Here is a 17,596-nt window from a genome sequence, read left to right as displayed (position 1 = left end):
CTGCGCGCCATTCGCGTGCCATAACGCACCAGCTACTGCGCCGAATTGGCACTCGCACACCCTCCCAGAGCGACTTGATCGGCCGTCATCTCGAATCGAGACGCGATCTGCGTGGCCTGCGTCACACCCGCCGAGTGGCCTGCAACGATGCAGTCGCGAATAGCCCCGGTATTGCCGCGACTGAAGCACTGCCGCACCGCCTGCGGTTGAGCGCGTGCCACCGAACATCGCGACCGCCCCCTGCATCCGTGAGGAACTGCGAAAGTCCAGGTGCATTGTCGGCACACGGGCTTAGCGTGCAGCCGAGACCTTCACATGCGTGCCATCGGTCCCTGCGGAGCAGATCCGCCAGCTACCCACCAGAGGCGACGCGCCCCTCCTCCTGCGCCACCTAACGGGCAGCAACAGCCGGACCTTCAACTCAAAAGAAACGGCCTAGCCGGCTACGTAGTTCGCGCAGGAGATAAGCCGACCCGCTGGTACAGCGTCAGCGGCACCCAGCGCTGATCCGCCACCACCAAGGAGCTCGCCCGGTTCACATCACGAAATGAACACTCCGCGTTCGCGGCACCACACAGCGCTGCATTATTCATGAGCATTCAACTACAGGGGGGACCTATGCGACACATCGCCAACGCCTGTACCGCCCTTGCCGCTGCAGCGCTCGCGCTGTCTCTCAGCGCCTGCGGCGGAACCAGCATCAACAGCCAAACGCCGCACTCCGAAAAGGCAGAGGAGACCGTCACACCGGCCTCCGAACCGGAGCCCACGGACGACCCGAGCCAGTCCTCGGACCAGCCGCACAGCCTCACGGACACAGTGACCTACGAAAACAATGCCTCCGTCACGCTGCAAGGGTTCAGCCGCGGCGTCTCCCACGACTACGCGGCCCCGGGGAACACGCCTTACATAAGGTTTAACGTCCGCGTCGCCAATGGAGCCAAGAGCACTCTGGACGTCACCGCCATGACCGTCAACTGCCAGTACGGTGACGAGGAAGGCAAGCAGGCTGAATCCATCTTCGATGACGGCCTGGAAGGCTCACCGAGCACCAAGTTGCTGGCCGGGCGCACCGTAAACGTCCCCTGGGCCTGCGAGCTGCCAAAGAACCAACAGCACGTGCAGATCGAGGTCACTCCCACCCCTGAGTCGGCGGCCGCGATCTACACCGGCAGCATCAAGTAGCAGAGGTCCCACCGCCGGAGCAGCACCCGGAGATGAAGGGGTCACTCATCTGTGCCTTCGGTGTCACACGAACAGCGGCAGGTACGACTAGGGCGTGTCCGATGGGTCAGTCGTCAGACCGTCCCCGTTGTCCGTGGCGCAGGGTCGTGTGCCGGAAGGCGTTCAGGCCGGCGGTGTCGGCTGGCGTGTCGGGGGTGGAACAGGCCAGCGGGGACGCCGGTGACGTTGGGGGTGGCGAGGTAGGCGTCGAGTTCTTGCCGGGCTCCGCCGGAGGGGCTGGTGCGCCGGATGAGGGCGCCGTACTCGAAGCCGTCGATGAACTCGGCAGGGCCGAAGACGGTACCGAGCAGGACCGCGAGATCGTACAGGCTCACCGGCTGGGCACTGAAGGAGCGGTGCGTGCGCCTGCGATAGAGGGTCTGCTCCAGCGGTGCGGACAGGCGGGGGTCCGGTGTACGGGGCAGCAGGATGCGGTCGGCCTCGGGGTACACGGTGAACAGCGCCGGACGCCCGTCCCGCGTGAGGTGCTGACGCAGCTCGGGGGTGGCTGTTTCGAAGGGAACATCGCGGCCGTGAGTTCGCTCGGCCGTCAAGGCGTGATGTCCACGCATGGTTCGTGGCGGCAGCGGCCCTGGGTAAGCGCTGCGCCATTCGGGCGACATCTGGGTCCTCCCTCTATCCGGGGCCGCCGGTGATGCCTTAAATAGCAATAGTGAGTCCGGAGGTCGCCCATTCCTCTCGGGGACTCATGTTTTGCCGGTTGGCCGGTAGCGGTCAGCGGCATTCCTTGTGGGCGCTCCTTGGACGGCTGGTCAGTTGCCCCTCCCAGCTGTGATCCGACTGCCAGTCGGTCCTTGAAGAGTCCCGAACTCGATCCACGCAGACCTAGATCGCGAGGGCTCAACATGGGCAAAAGTTTTCAGTCGAAAAGGAATCAACTGCTTTGAGTCGTGGGGTGTGGAAATCAACTCACGCTGCCGACTTCGCTGAATCGGACCGTACCGGTATCGGCGTATCCCCTCTCAAGCCGGGCTCCACGGACCGCTAGCACGCCCAAGTGACCGCCTCGGGCGACAACTCCGCCGGTTTCCGGACTGCCCCTGTTCTCTCCCCCGGACCTGGATGCCGGACGTCCTCTGCGTCCGGGGCGACGATCCGGCAACAGGCGGCCTCCGGTGCGGCGTTACCAGGAGCACTCGGTACGAACGCCGCCGCCTGAGTGCGCTCAGGCAGCTGAGACGAGTGCGCACACCACGCTCCGTCGAAGCCTTCATGTTCCTCCCGGCGCGCAGCAAGTGGCACAGCTCAACCCGTGCCCGAGGCACCGGTCGCAGCGGTGCAAGCGCGCCGCTCTCCCACAGTTCCAGGGCGGCATCAGGGCTGCCCCGGAAGCCTCTGGAAAGGAAATCCACGATGGCAACATCCGTACCTTTGGGCACCGCCGCCACCTACGGGGTGCTCGCCAACACGGCGATCACCAACACCGGGCCCACCGTCGTCGCCGGCAACCTCGGAGTGAGCCCCGCCGGTGCGGTGACCGGCTTTCCTCCCGGAACAGTCACCGGAACCATCCACGTGAACGACGCCGCCGCGGCGCAGGCCCAGGCCGACCTGCTCGTTGGGTACGCCAACGCACTCTCCCAGCCGGTCACGGGCACCGTCGCGACGGAACTCGGCGGGACCACCCTGACCCCCGGCGTGTACACCGCCGCCTCCGGCACGTTCTCCCTCAACGGGACGCTGACCCTGGACGCTCAGGGCAACCCCAACGCCGTCTTCATCTTCAAGATGACCACCACGCTCATCACGGGAGCCGCCGGCAACGTCAACCTCATCAACCAGGCGCAGTCCGCCAACGTGTTCTGGCAGGTCGGCAGCTCCGCGACGCTCGGCGCCGGCTCCACGATCAGGGGCAGCATCCTGGCCTTCACCTCGATCACCGCCACCACGGGGGCCACCGTGGACGGCCGGCTGCTGGCTCTCGGCGCCGCCGTCACGCTGGACTCGAACGCGGTCACCGTGCCGCCCCTGTCCACCTGCCAGGTGGTGGTCCAGCCGGTGGCCGGGCCGGTGGTCGTCGGGCAGCCGACCCCCGTGTCTGCCCTGGTGACCTGCAACGGTCTGCCGGTCTCGGGTGCCTCGGTCACCTTCACCGGTGGTGCGGTCCCGGTGAGCGCCACCACCAACGCGGCGGGCATCGCCACCGGATCGCTGACCTTCAACACCGCCGGGCCCGCCACTATCACTGCCACCGTCACCGCGGCCGGCAGCGGGTGTGCGTGCACCGGCGTCGTCTCCGCGCCCCTCCCCATCACCGTTACTCCGCAGCCGTCCTGCCTGGTGGTGATCCAGCCGGTGGCCGGGCCGGTGGCCGTGGGGCAGCCGACCCCCGTCTCCGCTGTGGTGACCTGCAACGGTCTGCCGGTCGTCGGTGGGTCGGTGACCTTCACCGGTGGTGCGGTCCCGGTGACCGCCACCACCAACGCGGCCGGTGTCGCCACCGGAACTCTGACCTTCAACACGTCCGGGACCGCCACGGTCACCGCCACGGTCACGGCGGCCGGCACCGCCTGCGCGTGTACCGGCGTCGCGTCCGCGCCCCTCACCATCCCCGTCACTCCGGCGACGGGCCCGCTGAGCTTGGCGCCCGCCTGCTGGCACGTCAACCTGCCCTTCCCGATTCCGAGCGTGTTCGCCGCGACGTTGACGGCCACCCTCACGCCGGCGCAAGCGGGCGTCACGGTCAACTTCTTCGTCTACGGCCTGCCGGTGGGATCCGCGGTGACCAACGCCAACGGCATCGCCACCCTCAACGCCGGCCTGTCCATCCTGCAGATCAGCGCCAGCAGCTACACGGCGACCGCCACCGTCGGCGGCGTCCCGGTCCAGGCCACCGGCGCCCTGAGGCCCTGCTTCCCGCCGGTGTGACCGGCCTGCGCCCGATCGGCCGGGGCAGCGTGACGGGTCCGGCTGCGGAACTCGCGAACAGCGGACTGGTCACACAGTGCAGCCCCCTGAGCTGACAGCCTTCCGGTAGGCGGCCAGCCCCTCAAGGGCGTGTCAGTCAAGGGCTGTCCCCCGTCGTGGAAGGACGGGGGACAGCCCGACTCAAACTTACCGGTGAGCTATTCGGCACCACGCCCGTCGGCAGGACGGAGACGGGGAAGTGGACAGCCCCCCCCCGGTGCCGGTGGTACGTGGATGGCTCACAGGTGAGGACCGGGGCCGGTGTTTCCCTCCGGCCCCGGGACAGCCGAGCGGCTCTCACCGCCCCAAGGCCCCGTGTGGAGTCCTCAGTTGGCCGGGCAGACGCATGTTCGGCAACATATGGAGGCCCGTGGTGTGGCGTAGTGGACGAAGGGTGCTTCCGGTGACCAGGGGCCCAGGTGTCGGCCAAGCGCTTGTCCGCTTCGGCCTCGGGGCTGCGTTCCTCGGTCAGCAGGCCGCAGTCGAGCAGTGTTCCGGCTGCCTTCATCACCGTCTCGGGATGCAGCTGGTCCAGAGATTCGGCCGCCTCGGCGAGGGTGGTCCAGGTGTCGAAGGCGCTGAGGATCTCAGCGGTCGAGGGGTGCAGGGCGACCGGGGCGTGGCCCTGGTAGGCATGGGCGACGAAGTCCCCCTGGTGCCAGTAGCACGTCAAGCCTCTCAGCCGCCGCAGCCGCACTTCTCCTCTCGCTCACAGGACTGATCAGCACAGGGCTCCGGGGCCAGCACCGGCGGATGCCGCGCCGGCCCCGCCCCCTCGGTTACTTCTTGGTCCAGGTGGTGCGGCGTTCTTCCCGCTTGACGGGCACGGCTTGAGCTCGATCTCGCGCATGATGGACACCCCTTCGGCCTCCTGTTTCCGTACGGCAAGCTCTACTACACCCGCGACCGCGAACCATTGACCCGCATCCGCAATGCCTTCCGCAGCCTGATCTTCAGTTGAAGAAGCTGCGCAGTCCGGACCCATCTCGTGCATGAGCGAGCAGCCGGCGACCACGACACGGCGCGCCCGCTCATCCTGGTGTGCCGAGGCCATCAGAACGCCGACCCAGGCCAGCCAACACGGGACGCCGAAGGACCGTTCCTTGAGGGAACAGGACAGCCGTTCCTCCAAGGAACAGACGGCTCGTTCCCTCGGGGAACGGCTGGGGGCATTGCTCAGTCGCCGCTGCCAGTCTCGATGCTCTGTCGCGGCCCCTACATGAGGCAGTGACCACCTCGCTCCCATGCGACCCGCGCTGCATTGCCGTGCGTCGCTTGGAGCGGGTTTTCTCGGCTGATCCCCTCCCAGATCGCCTCGGATGGCTCCATCACCCGTGGTTACGCGACCGGACCACCGCCGTGGGTGGGTTGCCAGGTGGGTCAGCGGCGGTACATCACGTAGAGCTTGTGGTTGTGGGACACCGCGGCCGACGCGTCCATCGGGGCGGCTTTGGTCAGGCGGGTGCGCTGCTGAGTGCCGGCGACCGATGTGTACAGGCCGCCATCCGTTCCGCAGAAGAGGAGGTGCATCGCCGAGCCGTGGGTGACGAGGGTCGGCCCGTGCGCGCTGGGCCAGCTCGGGCCCACCTTTTCGGTCCAGTGGACGGGCCCGAGGGCCGTGAAGACCGGCTTGCAGACATGCACGGTTTCGCCGATGCGCGTCGCCCGCCATGGCTCGTAGGCAACTGACGTTCCCGGGGCCATGCTCACGTCCCTGACAAGAGGGCTGTAGGGCATCGGGTCCAGGTTTGGGATCCACCGTGTGCCGTCGTGGTACATGGTGAACGGATTCCCGTTCTTGACCGTGCACGTCATCCACACGGTCTCTCCGGACCCTGACCTTTTGGCCGTAGTCGTCAGGGATGGCCTCTCCTGGTTGACGACGACAGACACCTGCGTCGCCGCGTTCCAGGATGTGGCTTCGGTGAAAGTGCTCCAGTACAGCTTCGCGTCCAAGCCGCTGACCATGATGTACAGCTTGCCGTGGGCCGCGGCCAGCGCCGGCGGGTAGTAGCTGCGCCAGCCTCCGACCTGCTGGGGCTCGCTCCAGATTCCCGCTTCCTGGACGCTCCACATCACCGCCTGGTCGCTGGGCCGGATGAAGGCGGCGTACAGCTTGCCGTTGTACGAGGCCACAGCCGGGGCGCTCATGCTCTCCCAGCCCAGGCTGATCGGCACGCTCCAGTGCCCGCGCGCGTCCTGGACGAGGTACTCCAGGGTGCCGGTGGGGAAGGGCACCGGGTCGCCGGTGTACTTCATCCGCAGTTCGTGGTGGCCATCCCCGTTGAAGTGGTAGGCGACGTTGCCGCCGTCGCGGTGGTAGAGCAGGGCCATGTCGAAGGCGGTGAAGGCGATACCGCGGGTGGCGGAGAGGTCGTCGTAGTTGCGCAGGGCCTCCATGAGGATGACGCCCATCTTGGCCAGCTCGGTGGCGAGGGTCACCAGGTCGGCGCCGGGCAGCCCGGGAAGAAGGGCGTTGCCGAACTCCAGGGCATAGAGCGCCTTGGCGAGGTCGCCGAGCGCCTTCATCAGGTCGTCGTACCACGCGGCGGTGCTCTGGTCGGCTTCCATGCAGTACAGGACCATCGCGAGCCTCTTGGCCATCTTGCCGTCAAAAATGACCCGGTTCGAGGAGAACGAGCGCGTCTCTCCCCGCTTTACGGCCCCGAACTCTTCCGACCTGTATGCGGGGCCGTTGATGAGGTCACTGCCGGATGAAGCGAGCCAGTAGATCTCGTCCTTTCCTCCGCCCTGGTCGCCCACCTCCCGGTGGACGTAGAAGTTCTCCAGTTCCAGCTTCGCCCTGAACTCCCGGTAGACCGCGCGCCCGTCACCCTCACCCTGCGTCTCCTCCGCCGGGCCCTCCGCCTCGCCGATCATCTGCTCACCGGCCGCGGATGCACCGTTCAGCGTCCCGCGTGGCCGGTCGAAGCCCACGGCGCCCAGGCCACCGTTGTCCAGCAGGGCGGCGATGAATTCCGCGTCCTCGACCGGCGCTCCTGCCGCCAGGATTTCCCGGCTGACCACCATCGCGTTCTTCTTCGCCATGGTCTCCGCCACCACCGGGCCCCACCCCGCCCGCAGGTCCGCGAAGCTGTAGCCGGAGGCCATGGGCCGGGTGGACAGGGCCCGTGGCACCACCGCCACGTTCTCCCCCAGCTGATTGACCGCCTCCCGGTAGACCCGCCCCCACTCACGGATCTCCGCGTCCGGCACCTTCGTGCGGAGCACCGCCAGCAGCTTCTGTTCCAGATCGGTCGCCTGATGCCCCGCCCGCAGCCGGTCGGCAGCGTGCAGCAGCGCACCGATCAACACGTTGCCGGCCCCGGAACTGCGCAGCGCCTGCGCCGCACGCGTACCGCGCGTCCCCCTCAGCAGGCCCTTCAGCCGCTCCAGGCGCTCCTCAGGTGACGTTTCCGCCAGAGGTGCCGTATCAGTCCGACTGGTCATGAACGATCGCGCTCCTTCTGTCCGCCCCGGCCCGCCAGGGGCCGAGCACCAACAGGGACGCTATGCACCGGAGCGCCGCAATCCCGTCGATACACGCAAGCAGACACAAAGAGGTCTCACACCACACTGTTGCCCCGGGGCAGATGCTGTGCGGCACCCCCAAGGGCACAAATTCCACCGGCACCCGGCGCACGGCAGTACGGCACCACCGAGGTCTCGCGGACAGCCAGCACGTTCCTGGCGGCCTGCAACCCCTTGGATACGTGCAGGCATGCAGGTGACCCTGCACGTTGCCTCACATACGCCGGCTGTCCGACGGGCCGCGTGGCTGCTTTACGGTCTGCACTTGCACCAGCAACCACGTTGGACGCCCACACACTCACAGTCGCCTCCGCCTACCCGCGAGGGAAGCCTGGCGGCAATCTGAAACCTCCTGACGAGGCTGTGCCCTCCGCGTGCCCTAACGGGCGGCCAGTCACGGTCAATACGGCTAACCTCCGGCACTTGCCGCTCTACCTCAAAGCCCGCATTTGCGCAGGTCAGACCCTCAGTGGTGACCTCAGACGCCGTTGATTCCCAAGCTCAGAGCGCGGGTTCGATTCCCGTCACCCGCTCCATGCGAAAGCCCCAGGTCAGTGGCCTGGGGCTTAGCTGTTGTCCAGGGCATTTTTGAGCCGTGCGCCATTCGCGCCCCATAAGAGGCCGCTTAACGCGCGGAGTTGGCGCCTATAAGGCATTGCAGGGCGATTTGATCGGCCGTCATCTCGCATCACGAGACGCAATGTGTATGACCTGAGGCACACAGTGCCCGATGGTCAGCAACGATGCACGTGCGAACGCTCCCCTGGCGTTGCCATGGCCGAGGCGGGTACGACGAGGGGCGGGCGCCGGGCCAGTTGGACGCGGTTCCGCCGGAATCGGGCCCCCGCAAGCCGGGCTTGCTCTTCGCCGACTGCGGCCGTTCCTCCGGCGGACCGCACCTTCGCCGGCAGCCTGTATCCCTTGTCGCCGAAAGAGCGTCGAGGCATCGACGGCTTTCTCACCGCTCGCCGCCTTCGCCGCCCGTCCGAGGCTCTTCCGCCAGAACCGGGTGGGCGCGACGGGTGCCGGTGTCGATGAGGATCTGCTCGGCCTGGGTGATGTTGCCGGCCTCGACGGACCTGGCCATCGCGGCGCGGGCCGCTTCAGGTGTCGCGTGCGGCGGGACCACCAGCAGGGAGAAGTAGTCCTGGTCGCCTCGGGTGATGAGGACGGTGTCGTCACCGACCGGGAAGGGGTCGATGTGTACGACCCGGTCGTCGATGACCAGACGCGTCGGCAGATCTTCCCAGGCATCGGCGTCCAGGCCGACGCGCAGGACGGGGCCGAGATGCTCGGTCAACGCGGCGATCAAACCGGGGAGCTCGGCGCCGATGTCGCACGAACGCGGCCACCACGCACCGTCGAGAACCTGCTCGCGGGTGTGCATGGTCACCAGCCGCAAGAGAGCCGTTCCGGGCCTGACCGCCTGGTGGACCGCGTCAGGCAGAAGCTGCGGGACGCGGGGAGAGTCGGAGTCGGCCATGTGTGTTCGCCCGCCTTCCGGGGCGGTGCGTCCGCCCGGCGAGGTGACCTCGTCACTTCACCGTACTCCGCGTGCCGGGGCGCGGGCTCGCGGAGCGGCGGCGGAGCCGACCCGCGTTGGCCAGGAAAGTTCCTGGTCACGCGCACCTTCATGGACGGCTGGCCGGAGTAGAGTGGAGAAACCGGGAGCATTTCGCACACCGGCTGCCACGCCGGTGCCGTTCCCGGCGAGCAACAACACCGGGACGTCGAAGACGAGCCCCGGGGACAGGTCCGCGCCATGACCGCGACCATCGACCGTACGATCATCAGCGAGCGCGAACCTTCGTCACCGGCCCGCCTCTCCTTCACTCCGGCAGGATCACCTCCGGGTCTCCTGGACGGCGCCTGGTGGCCCCGCTCTCGCGATCTCTCCCGCGAACTTCCCGCCCTGACCGACGTGCTGGACGCGCGCTGGGGCCGGATCACTCGTGTCACGGTGAACCCGACCCACTGGCCCGTGGTGCCGCGAAAGGTGCCCGTGAACGGGCACACGGTGCACGTGGGCTGGTTCGCCGAAGAGCAGGACCCGAACAAGCTGATCCTTCACTCCTACACCGCGGGCCGCTGGGACCTGCTGGTGATCCCGCCGGAGACCGACGTTGCCGCCGCCACCCGGCTGATGTCCGCCGCGGCCACCCCCGGCGGCCTCCACACCGCCAGCGCGCTGATGACGAGCGAGGACACCACCCGTCACGCGCAGGAGGAGCTGCAGGAGGAAGAAGAGTGGGAGACCGACGGCGGAGCCGCCTGGGCGACAGAGAAACCGGCCGAGTTCCTGACCTCCGCCCGAGGGAGGTGAGGACGTGGAGACGATCGTCACCACGCCGGGGGCCGCAGATGACACCGACCTTTTCCTGACCGGGGGCGGTGGGTGTGGCGCGACGGCATCACACCCACCGACACGTCATCCTGCCGTCCCTAAATGAACGAGGCCACCGTGAAGCCACCAGAACTCCCCTCGGCCGGGCGCGCCGACGTGCGCATCGTCGCCGCGTCCCCCGAAGCCGCCCGCCAGGTCGCAGAAGTTCTCCGTCATCACTTCGCAGCCACCGAACAGCGCAGCTACCCCGTCGACGACTCAGGCGGAACCCGCCTCCACCTCACCGTCGACACCACCCACACACCAGAGCCGGCGCGGCCCTGGCTGGTGACCAGTCGATCCTCCGGGGACGCCCGCACACAGACGGACGAAATCTGAAGCCAGAGCCGGCAACGGGCGGCGGGGCGGGCGTACTGCCTCGCCTGTCCCACAGGCTCCGCGTCGGCGCCGGCACGAGTGGACAGCGATCATGGCAACACTGCAAGAGCGGAAGCACTACCGCGATGCGATCATGAAAGCCCTGTACGAGACCACGGAAGGCAATCGCTTCCTCGGTGTCACCGGGGCAAAGCTGCGCGACGATCTTCAGGTCCCCGAGCAGGATCTGGCCGCCGCCTGCGCCTATCTGGTGGGCGAAGGGCTCGTCACCGTCGACTGGGCACAAGGGAACACACCCGTGATGGCCACGCTGACGCACCAGGGAATCCGGCTCATGGAAGCCGAAGAGGAGGAGCGGGGCTGACGCGAGGCGAAGGCTGTTCACCCATCCGGCCGTTAGCGCTCAGGCTCCGCGACGGGTACCTGTGAACCATGGCTGGAACCTTCACCACCCGCACGATCAACATCACAACCGGCTCCACGGAGACCCTGCACGACCTCACGAACGCATGCTCCGCGTTCCTCCGGGAGGCCGCTCACGGACGAAACGGACTGCTGAACATCTTCACCTCCCACGCGACGTCCGGCCTGGCCATCATCGAGACCGGCGCGGGCAGCGACGATGACCTGTTGGCGGCCCTCCGCGACATTCTTCCGGCGGACGACCACTGGCAAGACCGCCACGACAGTCCAGGCCACGGCAGCGCCCACATGCTCCCAGCTCTGGTCCCACCGCACGCCACATTGCCCGTGGTCGACGGTGAGCTGGAGCTGGGGGCGTCACAGTCCGTCGTACTGGTGAACACCGGCCGGGACAACCCGGAACGCCAAGTCCGGCTGTCTTTCCTCAGCTGACCACACGACCCTGCACCTGGTCCTCACCCCCTTGACGAGGCAATTCTCCGGCCGGCCACCCCAAGGTCTCCTCAGCCCGGATCGAACGTCTCGAAGCGCGTGACCGTGGCCTCGCTCAGCAGAAGCCGCAGGGCCAGTCTTTCGGCCAGGCAGCTCAGCGGCGGGAAGGCCCCCTGGGTGAAGCGTGGTCATGCCTCGCAGCTCTCCACGGTCCGTTCGGACAGCAACTCCGAGCGCTCCAACAGCTCCCCGAAGACCGAGCCGGCCGTCCTCCGCCAGTACCGCACTCAGACAGGCGCCGAAACGATGCTCCGGAGGGCGGGTGCGGCGTGGCACGCGACTGTCGGGGCGCTGAGCCCTTTCCGATCAAGGATCGAATTACCCAAAAGCACCTTATGTCGGATAAGCGGTACAGGCATAACATGACGAATGGGCTGGCTCCGGTGTGTGGACATCGGGGCCTTCCGCACTGTCGGCGCGACAGCAGGGAACGAGCGGATCCTGGCGCGTTTGTCGACCGAGCACATGCGCCGAAGCCCGGCATCAGGCTGCCCTGTGACCCACTCATTGGAGACCGCCGGCTCGGCAGACGCGGCGACCGGGTGCTGTGCTTCACCGACGGCCTGATCGAGGAGCACGAAGCCGGCGAAGAGCAGTTCGGCGAGGAACAACTCATCCTGGGTCAACCGCTTCGAGCACACGGAGAAGGGAGTGCGGGCGGTGGTGCGTTCGCTCTCCCACACCCTGAAACAGGAGCGGGGCGGGAGCACCAGTGACGATGCGACCCTCTTCCTGATCGAGTGGCGCGGGGGCGCCGCCGACCACCTCGCCGTCCTGGAGTGAGCCGGCAGGCACCACCATGCGGCAGAGCCGACGGTGCTCAGGTTCGCCCGCGCTTCCCCCTCCACCTACACAGGGGCTGTACGGGGCCGGCTCTCCCGCTGATTCTTCTCGCAGCGCTCGGGGCTCGCGGAGCCCGCAGGTCCCCTTCACGTCAGCAATCCACAGCCGTTCGAGCGGACTCGAACACCTGAAAACCCTCACGCACGGCCCAGATCGAGCGACACCATAGCCTCGCCGAGTCACCGTGCCACTTCCGTGCCAGACGGAGCGGTAAACAGCGGTCAACAAGGGCCGGAGACGTGCCCGAGCACACCTCCCCCACCAGCGGCATCTCCCCTGGTCAGGAAGGCATCGGGCGCCGGAAGGCCCCCTGATTCCCAAGCTCAGAGCGCGGGTTCGATTCCCGTCACCCGCTCCATATGGAAGCCCCAGGTCAGCGGCCTGGGGCTTGTTCGTTGCCGAGACCTCTCCGGGGTGGGCGTGCCCTCCGCGTGCCCCAACTCCCCTACCCCGGTGCGGCAGCGACGTCTTTCTGCGAGCGCCGCGGTAACACGCGTGCCTGACGGATCGCTTCGCCGATCCGTCTCGCCTCGCTCTGCGCTTCGGCCATCTGTGCCACGGCTCCTCCGGCCGTCGCCGATTCTGCCTGCTCAACCGAGCGTCATGGAATGGTAATTGGCCGTGATACAGCTCCGGCGTAAGTGATGCCGCGCCGGCACACTGACTGGTTCGACCTGTCCTGGAGCGGTTGTGGGGACGACCCGCCGCTACCCAAAGGCAGCGGCCCCACCGAAGGGCAGGGAACTCGGTGGTGCCCGCATCCTCTACCGGGCGGAAGGGGATGCGGGCGGGGGCTGACGGGAGCCGGCCGGGGTCAGCCGCGGTAGCTCTCCTGGCGGGCGAAGTCGGGGATCTCGACGGCTTCGAAGGCTTCGGTGTAGCGCAGGGGGCGGACGGTGTCGACGTTCCACACGTAGAACGGCAGCCGGGTGCGCGGGTTGGCATGGCGGACCTGGTCGGGGCCGTGGTTCATACCGGCCGGTGTGACGGTGGCCAGCCCCGTCGGCGGACCGGCCTGGCCACCGTCGCCGGCACCGTCGCCGGTGCCGAGGAAGACGAACAGCTCGTCGTAGTCGACGTTGCGGTGGGCCGGCTGCGCCTTGTCCGCGTCGTCCGCGGTCTGGGTGGGCCGGGGGGCCATGGTGACGAACCAGTTCTGCCCGGCCTGGAAGGTGGCGTGTGCCACCGGCGGCATTTCGAGGCGTTCGCAGGTGAGCGGGCGGATGTCCGCCAGGCGCAGCCGGAAGGGGGCCAGGGTGCCGGTCCAGCCTTCCACGTCGGCGGGGTCGAAGGCGTAGAAGATGGACGACAGTTCGCCCGCGCGCCGGACGAGCACCTCCCACTCACCGGCCGGGTTCTGCGCGGAGGGGACGGTGATGCCGGCGTCGAGCCGGGGGACGTCGAGGACGCCGCGGTCGAAGGGCAGGAAGTGCCCCAGCAGCCCCCGCTCGGGGAGCGTGATGGGATCCCGCGTCTCCACCACGTAGGTGACGTGCTGCTCGGCGCCGGGGTCGGGGACGATCCGGTAGTTGGTGCCCTTGGGGATCACCAGGTACTCCAGCGGCCCGTACGCGAGGGTGCCGTAGTCGGTGACGAGGGCGCCGCTGCCCGACTGGACCAGCAACAGGGTGTCGCCGTCGGTGTTGCGGACGTAGTACGGCATCGGCGCCGTCCGCTTCGACACCGAGACCGTGATGTCCTCGTTGAACATCAGCGGCGTCGGCAGGGCGCGCTCGTCGTGCTCGTCGGCGGCGGGAACGTCGGTGAGCCGGATGCCCCGTGGCCGGATCGGGCCCTCCACCCGCAGCCAGTCCGTGGTCGGGTGGGCGTGGTAGAGCTGAGAGACCTCACCCTCGAACCCCTGACGGCCGTGGTGCTCCTCGAAAGTGCCCTCGGGCACCCGGGCATGGGCCTGGCGGGAGATCCGGCCCTGAACGTGCTTCGCGAACATACAGCGACTTCTCCTTGGGCGTCGGCAAACGCCAAGCGCCCCATCTGGTGGGTGAGTGAGAGGTAGGCGTGGTGTGGCGGTCGGGCCGGCGAGAGGCCCTGCCCTGCTACCCCCGTGCCAGGCGCGGCGGCGACGCGGCCCGACCGCGCACCGCGTCTCGCGGGACCCGTAGGTAGTCGCGGCCACCGCCTCGCCACGCCACCAGCCTTTGACGCAGCGGTCAAAGGCCGGACAACTCCTTCGGTTTGCGCCCCTCTGGCGCCTTTCACTCGATGAGTCAACAGCCACAGCGTGCCGCCGGTCCAACACCGTTCATCGGACACGTGACAGCCTCAGACTGTTACGGTGAGGATTTGTGGACCTCGACCTGCGCCAGGTGCGCTACGCCGTCACCCTCGCCGACGAACTCCACTTCGGCCGGGCCGCGGACCGGCTCACCATCGCCCAGCAGACCCTCTCCGCCCAGATCAGAACCCTGGAGAAGCGGCTCGGCGTCCCGCTGTTCACCCGCGATCGCCGCCACGTCGCCCTCACCCCCGCCGGCGAGACCTTCGCCGAACGCGGCCGACGCCTCCTCGTCGACGCCGAGCGCCTGGTCAACGAGATCACCCACACCTGCACACCCCTGCGCATCGACGTCGTCGCCGAGGGCCTGCCCTCCACGCTCCTGATCCATCACCTGCGCACCCAGGCCCCCGACCTGCCGTTCGAGGTGCTCCAGAGCCACGGCATGGCCGCAGCACTGCCCCGCCTCCTCACCGACGGCCTCGACCTTGCCTTCGGCCGCCCCTTCGGCCTCGGCCGCCCCCTCGGAGCCGCCCTCGCCACCATGCCCGTGGGCCTGGACCCCATCGGCGTCATCCTCCCCACCGGCCACCCCCTCGCCGACCGGGACGAGGTCCCCCTCGCCGCCCTCGCCGACCACCCGCTCCTGATCCACGCAGCGGACGAGTCCGCCGAGTGGCACGACTGGGTCGACCAAGCCGTCGCTGCCTTCGGCCTGAAGGTGGCGACACGGGTACGCGGACACGGCCGCACCTCCGCTCTGGCCGCCGTCCAAGCCCTCCGCCACCCGGCCTTCGGCCTCCCCTGCTCACACCTCCCCGACGGCCTCACCGCCCGGCCCCTGAGCGACCCCGTCCCCCTCTACCCCTGGCACGCCGTCTGGAACACCACCACCGCGCACCCCGCCACCAACCGAGCCCTGGAACTCATCCACACCTACGCCCGGACCCACCGCTGGCACCGCCCCCCGAGCGCCAACTGGTGGCTCCCCAAGCCCGATTGCCACACGCTGCGGGCGACGAACTGATCAACACCCATCCGTCCGACCACGCACATTCCCCCGCCGTCGGCCCACTGCGCCTCGCCCTGGAGATCGCCCGCACCCTGCCCGGCTGACGACACCAGCGACCCGGCGCGCCCCGGACCACGGCGTCCGCAGGACGCCCCTTCCTGCTGAGCCGGTTCAGGCGTCGCGCGCCAGATCCGTGCCGGAAGGCCAAGCTCACGCCTGTCCCTCAGGGGCGATCTGCTCAAGGAGTTCGCGGATCCGCTGCTCGATGTCGTCGCGGATGGGGCGTACGGCTTCGACGCCCTGTCCGGCGGGGTCGGGCAACTGCCAGTCGAGGTACCGCTTTCCGGGGAAGACGGGGCAGGTGTCGCCGCAGCCCATCGTGATGACGACGTCGGACGCCTGCACGGCCTCGACGGTGAGCACCTTGGGCACCTCGGCCGAGACGTCGATGCCCACCTCGGCCATCGCTGCCACGACGGACGGGTTCACGGCGTCGGCGGGGGCGGACCCGGCGGACCGCACCTGGACACGGTCACCCGCAAGGTACGTGAGGAACGCGGCGGCCATCTGCGAGCGGCCGGCGTTGTGGACGCAGACGAACAGCACGGAGGGCGGGGCGGTGTCAGACATGGGCGGGGTCTTCCTCCGTCAGGGACGTGCGGGCGGTGAAGAAGCGCCGGGCGTACAGCGCGACGTAGACGAGGCCGATCAGCACCGGCACCTCGATGAGCGGGCCGACCACTCCGGCGAGGGCCTGCCCGGAGGTGGCGCCGAAGGTGGCGATGGCTACCGCGATGGCCAGCTCGAAGTTGTTGCCGGCGGCCGTGAACGCAAGGGTCGTCGCGCGCGGGTAGTCGAGGCCGACGGAGCGTCCGAGTGCCATGGATCCGGCCCACATGAGGGCGAAGTACACGAGCAGCGGGAGCGCGATGCGGGCGACGTCGAGCGGCTGCGAGGTGATCGCGTCGCCTTGCAGGGCAAAGAGGATGACGATCGTGAACAGCAGGCCATACAGGGCGAACGGCCCGATGCGCGGGATCAGCTTGGACTCGTACCAGGTGCGTCCCTTGACCTTTTCTCCGATCCGGCGGGTGAGGTAGCCGGCGGCGAGCGGGATGCCGAGGAAGATCAGCACGCTTCGGGCGATCTCCCATACGGATACGTCCCCAAGCTCTCGGCTCCGCTTGAGCAGGGGAGACCCCAACCCGCCGGACTGCTCAAAGCCGAGCCACCCGGGGAGCACGGAGAGGTAGAACCAGCCGAGCGCCGAGAATGCGATCACCTGGAACACCGAGTTCAGCGCCACCAGGACGGCGGCGGCCTCGCGATCGCCGCACGCGAGGTCGTTCCAGATGATGACCATGGCGATACAGCGGGCCAGCCCGACGATGATCAGGCCAGTGCGGTACTCGGGCAGATCGGGAAGGAACAGCCACGCCAGCGCGAACATGAGCGCCGGGCCGACGATCCAGTTCAGCAGCAGGGAGGGCAGCAGCAGGCGGCGGTCGCGGGTGACGGTGTCGAGCCGGTCGTAGCGCACCTTGGCGAGGACCGGGTACATCATCACGAGCAGGCCGAGCGCGATGGGGAGGGACACCCCGGTGACAGTCACCTTGGCGAGAGCATCCCCGAGGCCGGGCACGAGGCGCCCAAGGCCGAGGCCGAGCGCCATCGCGGCGAGAATCCACACGGCGAGGTAGCGGTCGAGGAAGGACAGGCGGCCCGCGACCGCCTTCTCGGGCGCGGCGCTCACGCGGTGGCCCCGGCGGTCTCGCCGGGAGCGGGCAGGGGCTCGCCGACGGGGCGGGTCAAGATGCCCGCGAGGCGGTCAGTCATCTCGGGCAGCAGCCAGTAGTAGACCCACGTACCGCGCCGCTCGCAGTCGATGAGTCCGGCCTGCCGAAGCAGCTTGAGGTGATGCGAGATCGTCGGCTGCGACAGGTCGAACGCCGGGGTCAGATCGCAGACGCAGACCTCGCCCCCGGCGCGCGAGGCGATCATCGACAGCAGGCGGAGCCGCACCGGATCGCCGAGGGCCTTGAACACCTTCGACAGTTCCACGGCCTGGCCCTCGTCGAGCGGGGCCGAAAGCAGGCCGGGGCAGCATTCACCGGCTTCGCTGGTCTGCTCGATCACCACGAGCTCTTGATTCGACATACCTCTATGTTGACGTTCTTCGAATCAG

14 protein-coding genes and 1 pseudogene are annotated in these 17,596 nt (G+C 68.4%); 8 read left to right on the top strand and 7 right to left on the bottom strand.

Annotated elements, in window-relative coordinates; all coding sequences use genetic code 11:
* Nucleotides 1–618 precede the first annotated feature (618 nt).
* Nucleotides 619–1,185 carry a hypothetical protein gene (locus STRTU_RS18645; protein WP_159744682.1) on the top strand — a complete coding sequence of 189 codons (567 nt, stop codon included), beginning with the start codon at nt 619–621 and terminating at the stop codon, nt 1,183–1,185.
* Between the two features lie 113 nt (nt 1,186–1,298).
* Here STRTU_RS18645 and STRTU_RS18640 read toward each other — a convergent pair whose 3' ends face one another.
* On the bottom strand, nt 1,299–1,778 hold the full coding sequence (locus STRTU_RS18640; protein WP_159744681.1) for a nitroreductase family protein: 480 nt from the start codon (nt 1,776–1,778) through the stop codon (nt 1,299–1,301).
* Nucleotides 1,779–2,598: 820 nt separating this feature from the next.
* Between STRTU_RS18640 and STRTU_RS18635 the strand changes: the two genes are divergently transcribed.
* Complete coding sequence (locus STRTU_RS18635) at nt 2,599–4,113, top strand: ice-binding family protein (RefSeq protein WP_159744680.1); 1,515 nt, start codon at nt 2,599–2,601, stop codon at nt 4,111–4,113.
* Between the two features lie 1,419 nt (nt 4,114–5,532).
* Here STRTU_RS18635 and STRTU_RS18630 read toward each other — a convergent pair.
* Both STRTU_RS18630 and STRTU_RS18625 read right to left on the bottom strand, forming a co-directional pair.
* Nucleotides 5,533–7,602, bottom strand: a complete 2,070-nt coding sequence (locus STRTU_RS18630) for a hypothetical protein (RefSeq protein WP_159744679.1) — start codon at nt 7,600–7,602, stop codon at nt 5,533–5,535.
* A gap of 1,039 nt (nt 7,603–8,641) precedes the next feature.
* On the bottom strand, nt 8,642–9,166 hold the full coding sequence (locus STRTU_RS18625; protein WP_159744678.1) for a DUF5994 family protein: 525 nt from the start codon (nt 9,164–9,166) through the stop codon (nt 8,642–8,644).
* A gap of 279 nt (nt 9,167–9,445) precedes the next feature.
* On the opposite strand from STRTU_RS18625, the gene STRTU_RS18620 reads away from it, so the two are divergent.
* The 5 genes and pseudogenes from STRTU_RS18620 to STRTU_RS18600 all read left to right on the top strand — a co-directional run.
* Nucleotides 9,446–10,006 carry a DUF5994 family protein gene (locus STRTU_RS18620; protein WP_159744677.1) on the top strand — a complete coding sequence of 187 codons (561 nt, stop codon included), beginning with the start codon at nt 9,446–9,448 and terminating at the stop codon, nt 10,004–10,006.
* 123 nt (nt 10,007–10,129) lie between these two features.
* Nucleotides 10,130–10,405, top strand: coding sequence for a hypothetical protein (locus STRTU_RS18615; RefSeq protein WP_272591809.1), 276 nt, complete (start codon nt 10,130–10,132; stop codon nt 10,403–10,405).
* Between the two features lie 91 nt (nt 10,406–10,496).
* Entirely contained in the window at nt 10,497–10,769 is a 273-nt protein-coding gene (locus STRTU_RS18610; RefSeq protein WP_159744676.1) for a hypothetical protein, read from the top strand.
* 68 nt (nt 10,770–10,837) lie between these two features.
* Nucleotides 10,838–11,260 carry a YjbQ family protein gene (locus tag STRTU_RS18605; RefSeq protein WP_159744675.1) on the top strand — a complete coding sequence of 141 codons (423 nt, stop codon included), beginning with the start codon at nt 10,838–10,840 and terminating at the stop codon, nt 11,258–11,260.
* 587 nt (nt 11,261–11,847) lie between these two features.
* Nucleotides 11,848–12,103, top strand: a pseudogene (locus tag STRTU_RS18600) (SpoIIE family protein phosphatase); the annotation flags it as partial.
* Between the two features lie 874 nt (nt 12,104–12,977).
* Here STRTU_RS18600 and STRTU_RS18595 read toward each other — a convergent pair.
* Entirely contained in the window at nt 12,978–14,114 is a 1,137-nt protein-coding gene (locus STRTU_RS18595) for a homogentisate 1,2-dioxygenase (RefSeq protein ID WP_159744674.1), read from the bottom strand.
* Nucleotides 14,115–14,469: 355 nt separating this feature from the next.
* Here STRTU_RS18595 and STRTU_RS18590 point away from each other — a divergent pair, with 355 nt between their 5' ends.
* Nucleotides 14,470–15,426, top strand: a complete 957-nt coding sequence (locus STRTU_RS18590; RefSeq protein WP_159744673.1) for a LysR family transcriptional regulator — start codon at nt 14,470–14,472, stop codon at nt 15,424–15,426.
* 195 nt (nt 15,427–15,621) lie between these two features.
* Here STRTU_RS18590 and STRTU_RS18585 read toward each other — a convergent pair whose 3' ends face one another.
* From STRTU_RS18585 to STRTU_RS18575, 3 genes are read right to left on the bottom strand one after another with little or no spacing between them, the layout of a single operon-like run.
* Nucleotides 15,622–16,041: an arsenate reductase ArsC gene (locus tag STRTU_RS18585; RefSeq protein ID WP_159744672.1), complete on the bottom strand. Its 420-nt coding sequence runs from the start codon at nt 16,039–16,041 to the stop codon at nt 15,622–15,624.
* Complete coding sequence (arsB, locus tag STRTU_RS18580) at nt 16,034–17,164, bottom strand: ACR3 family arsenite efflux transporter (RefSeq protein ID WP_159744671.1); 1,131 nt, start codon at nt 17,162–17,164, stop codon at nt 16,034–16,036. The genes STRTU_RS18585 and arsB overlap by 8 nt, the downstream gene beginning before the upstream one ends.
* Entirely contained in the window at nt 17,161–17,568 is a 408-nt protein-coding gene (locus tag STRTU_RS18575; protein WP_159744670.1) for an ArsR/SmtB family transcription factor, read from the bottom strand. Before STRTU_RS18575 ends, arsB begins: the two co-directional genes overlap by 4 nt.
* Nucleotides 17,569–17,596: the final 28 nt, after the last annotated feature.

The organism is Streptomyces tubercidicus (genome assembly GCF_027497495.1).
GTDB lineage: Bacteria > Actinomycetota > Actinomycetes > Streptomycetales > Streptomycetaceae > Streptomyces > Streptomyces tubercidicus.
The sequence above is the reverse complement of the archived record's forward strand: the minus strand, read 5'-3'. Positions and strand labels throughout refer to the sequence as shown.

Coding starts and splice junctions, on each gene's coding strand:
- STRTU_RS18645 (WP_159744682.1), top strand. CDS start 619: ATGCGACACATCGCCAACGCCTGTACCGCCCTTGCCGCTGCAGCGCTC.
- STRTU_RS18635 (WP_159744680.1), top strand. CDS start 2,599: ATGGCAACATCCGTACCTTTGGGCACCGCCGCCACCTACGGGGTGCTC.
- STRTU_RS18630 (WP_159744679.1), bottom strand. CDS start 7,602: ATGACCAGTCGGACTGATACGGCACCTCTGGCGGAAACGTCACCTGAG.
- STRTU_RS18625 (WP_159744678.1), bottom strand. CDS start 9,166: ATGGCCGACTCCGACTCTCCCCGCGTCCCGCAGCTTCTGCCTGACGCG.
- STRTU_RS18620 (WP_159744677.1), top strand. CDS start 9,446: ATGACCGCGACCATCGACCGTACGATCATCAGCGAGCGCGAACCTTCG.
- STRTU_RS18615 (WP_272591809.1), top strand. CDS start 10,130: ATGAACGAGGCCACCGTGAAGCCACCAGAACTCCCCTCGGCCGGGCGC.
- STRTU_RS18610 (WP_159744676.1), top strand. CDS start 10,497: ATGGCAACACTGCAAGAGCGGAAGCACTACCGCGATGCGATCATGAAA.
- STRTU_RS18605 (WP_159744675.1), top strand. CDS start 10,838: ATGGCTGGAACCTTCACCACCCGCACGATCAACATCACAACCGGCTCC.
- STRTU_RS18595 (WP_159744674.1), bottom strand. CDS start 14,114: ATGTTCGCGAAGCACGTTCAGGGCCGGATCTCCCGCCAGGCCCATGCC.
- STRTU_RS18585 (WP_159744672.1), bottom strand. CDS start 16,041: ATGTCTGACACCGCCCCGCCCTCCGTGCTGTTCGTCTGCGTCCACAAC.
- STRTU_RS18575 (WP_159744670.1), bottom strand. CDS start 17,568: ATGTCGAATCAAGAGCTCGTGGTGATCGAGCAGACCAGCGAAGCCGGT.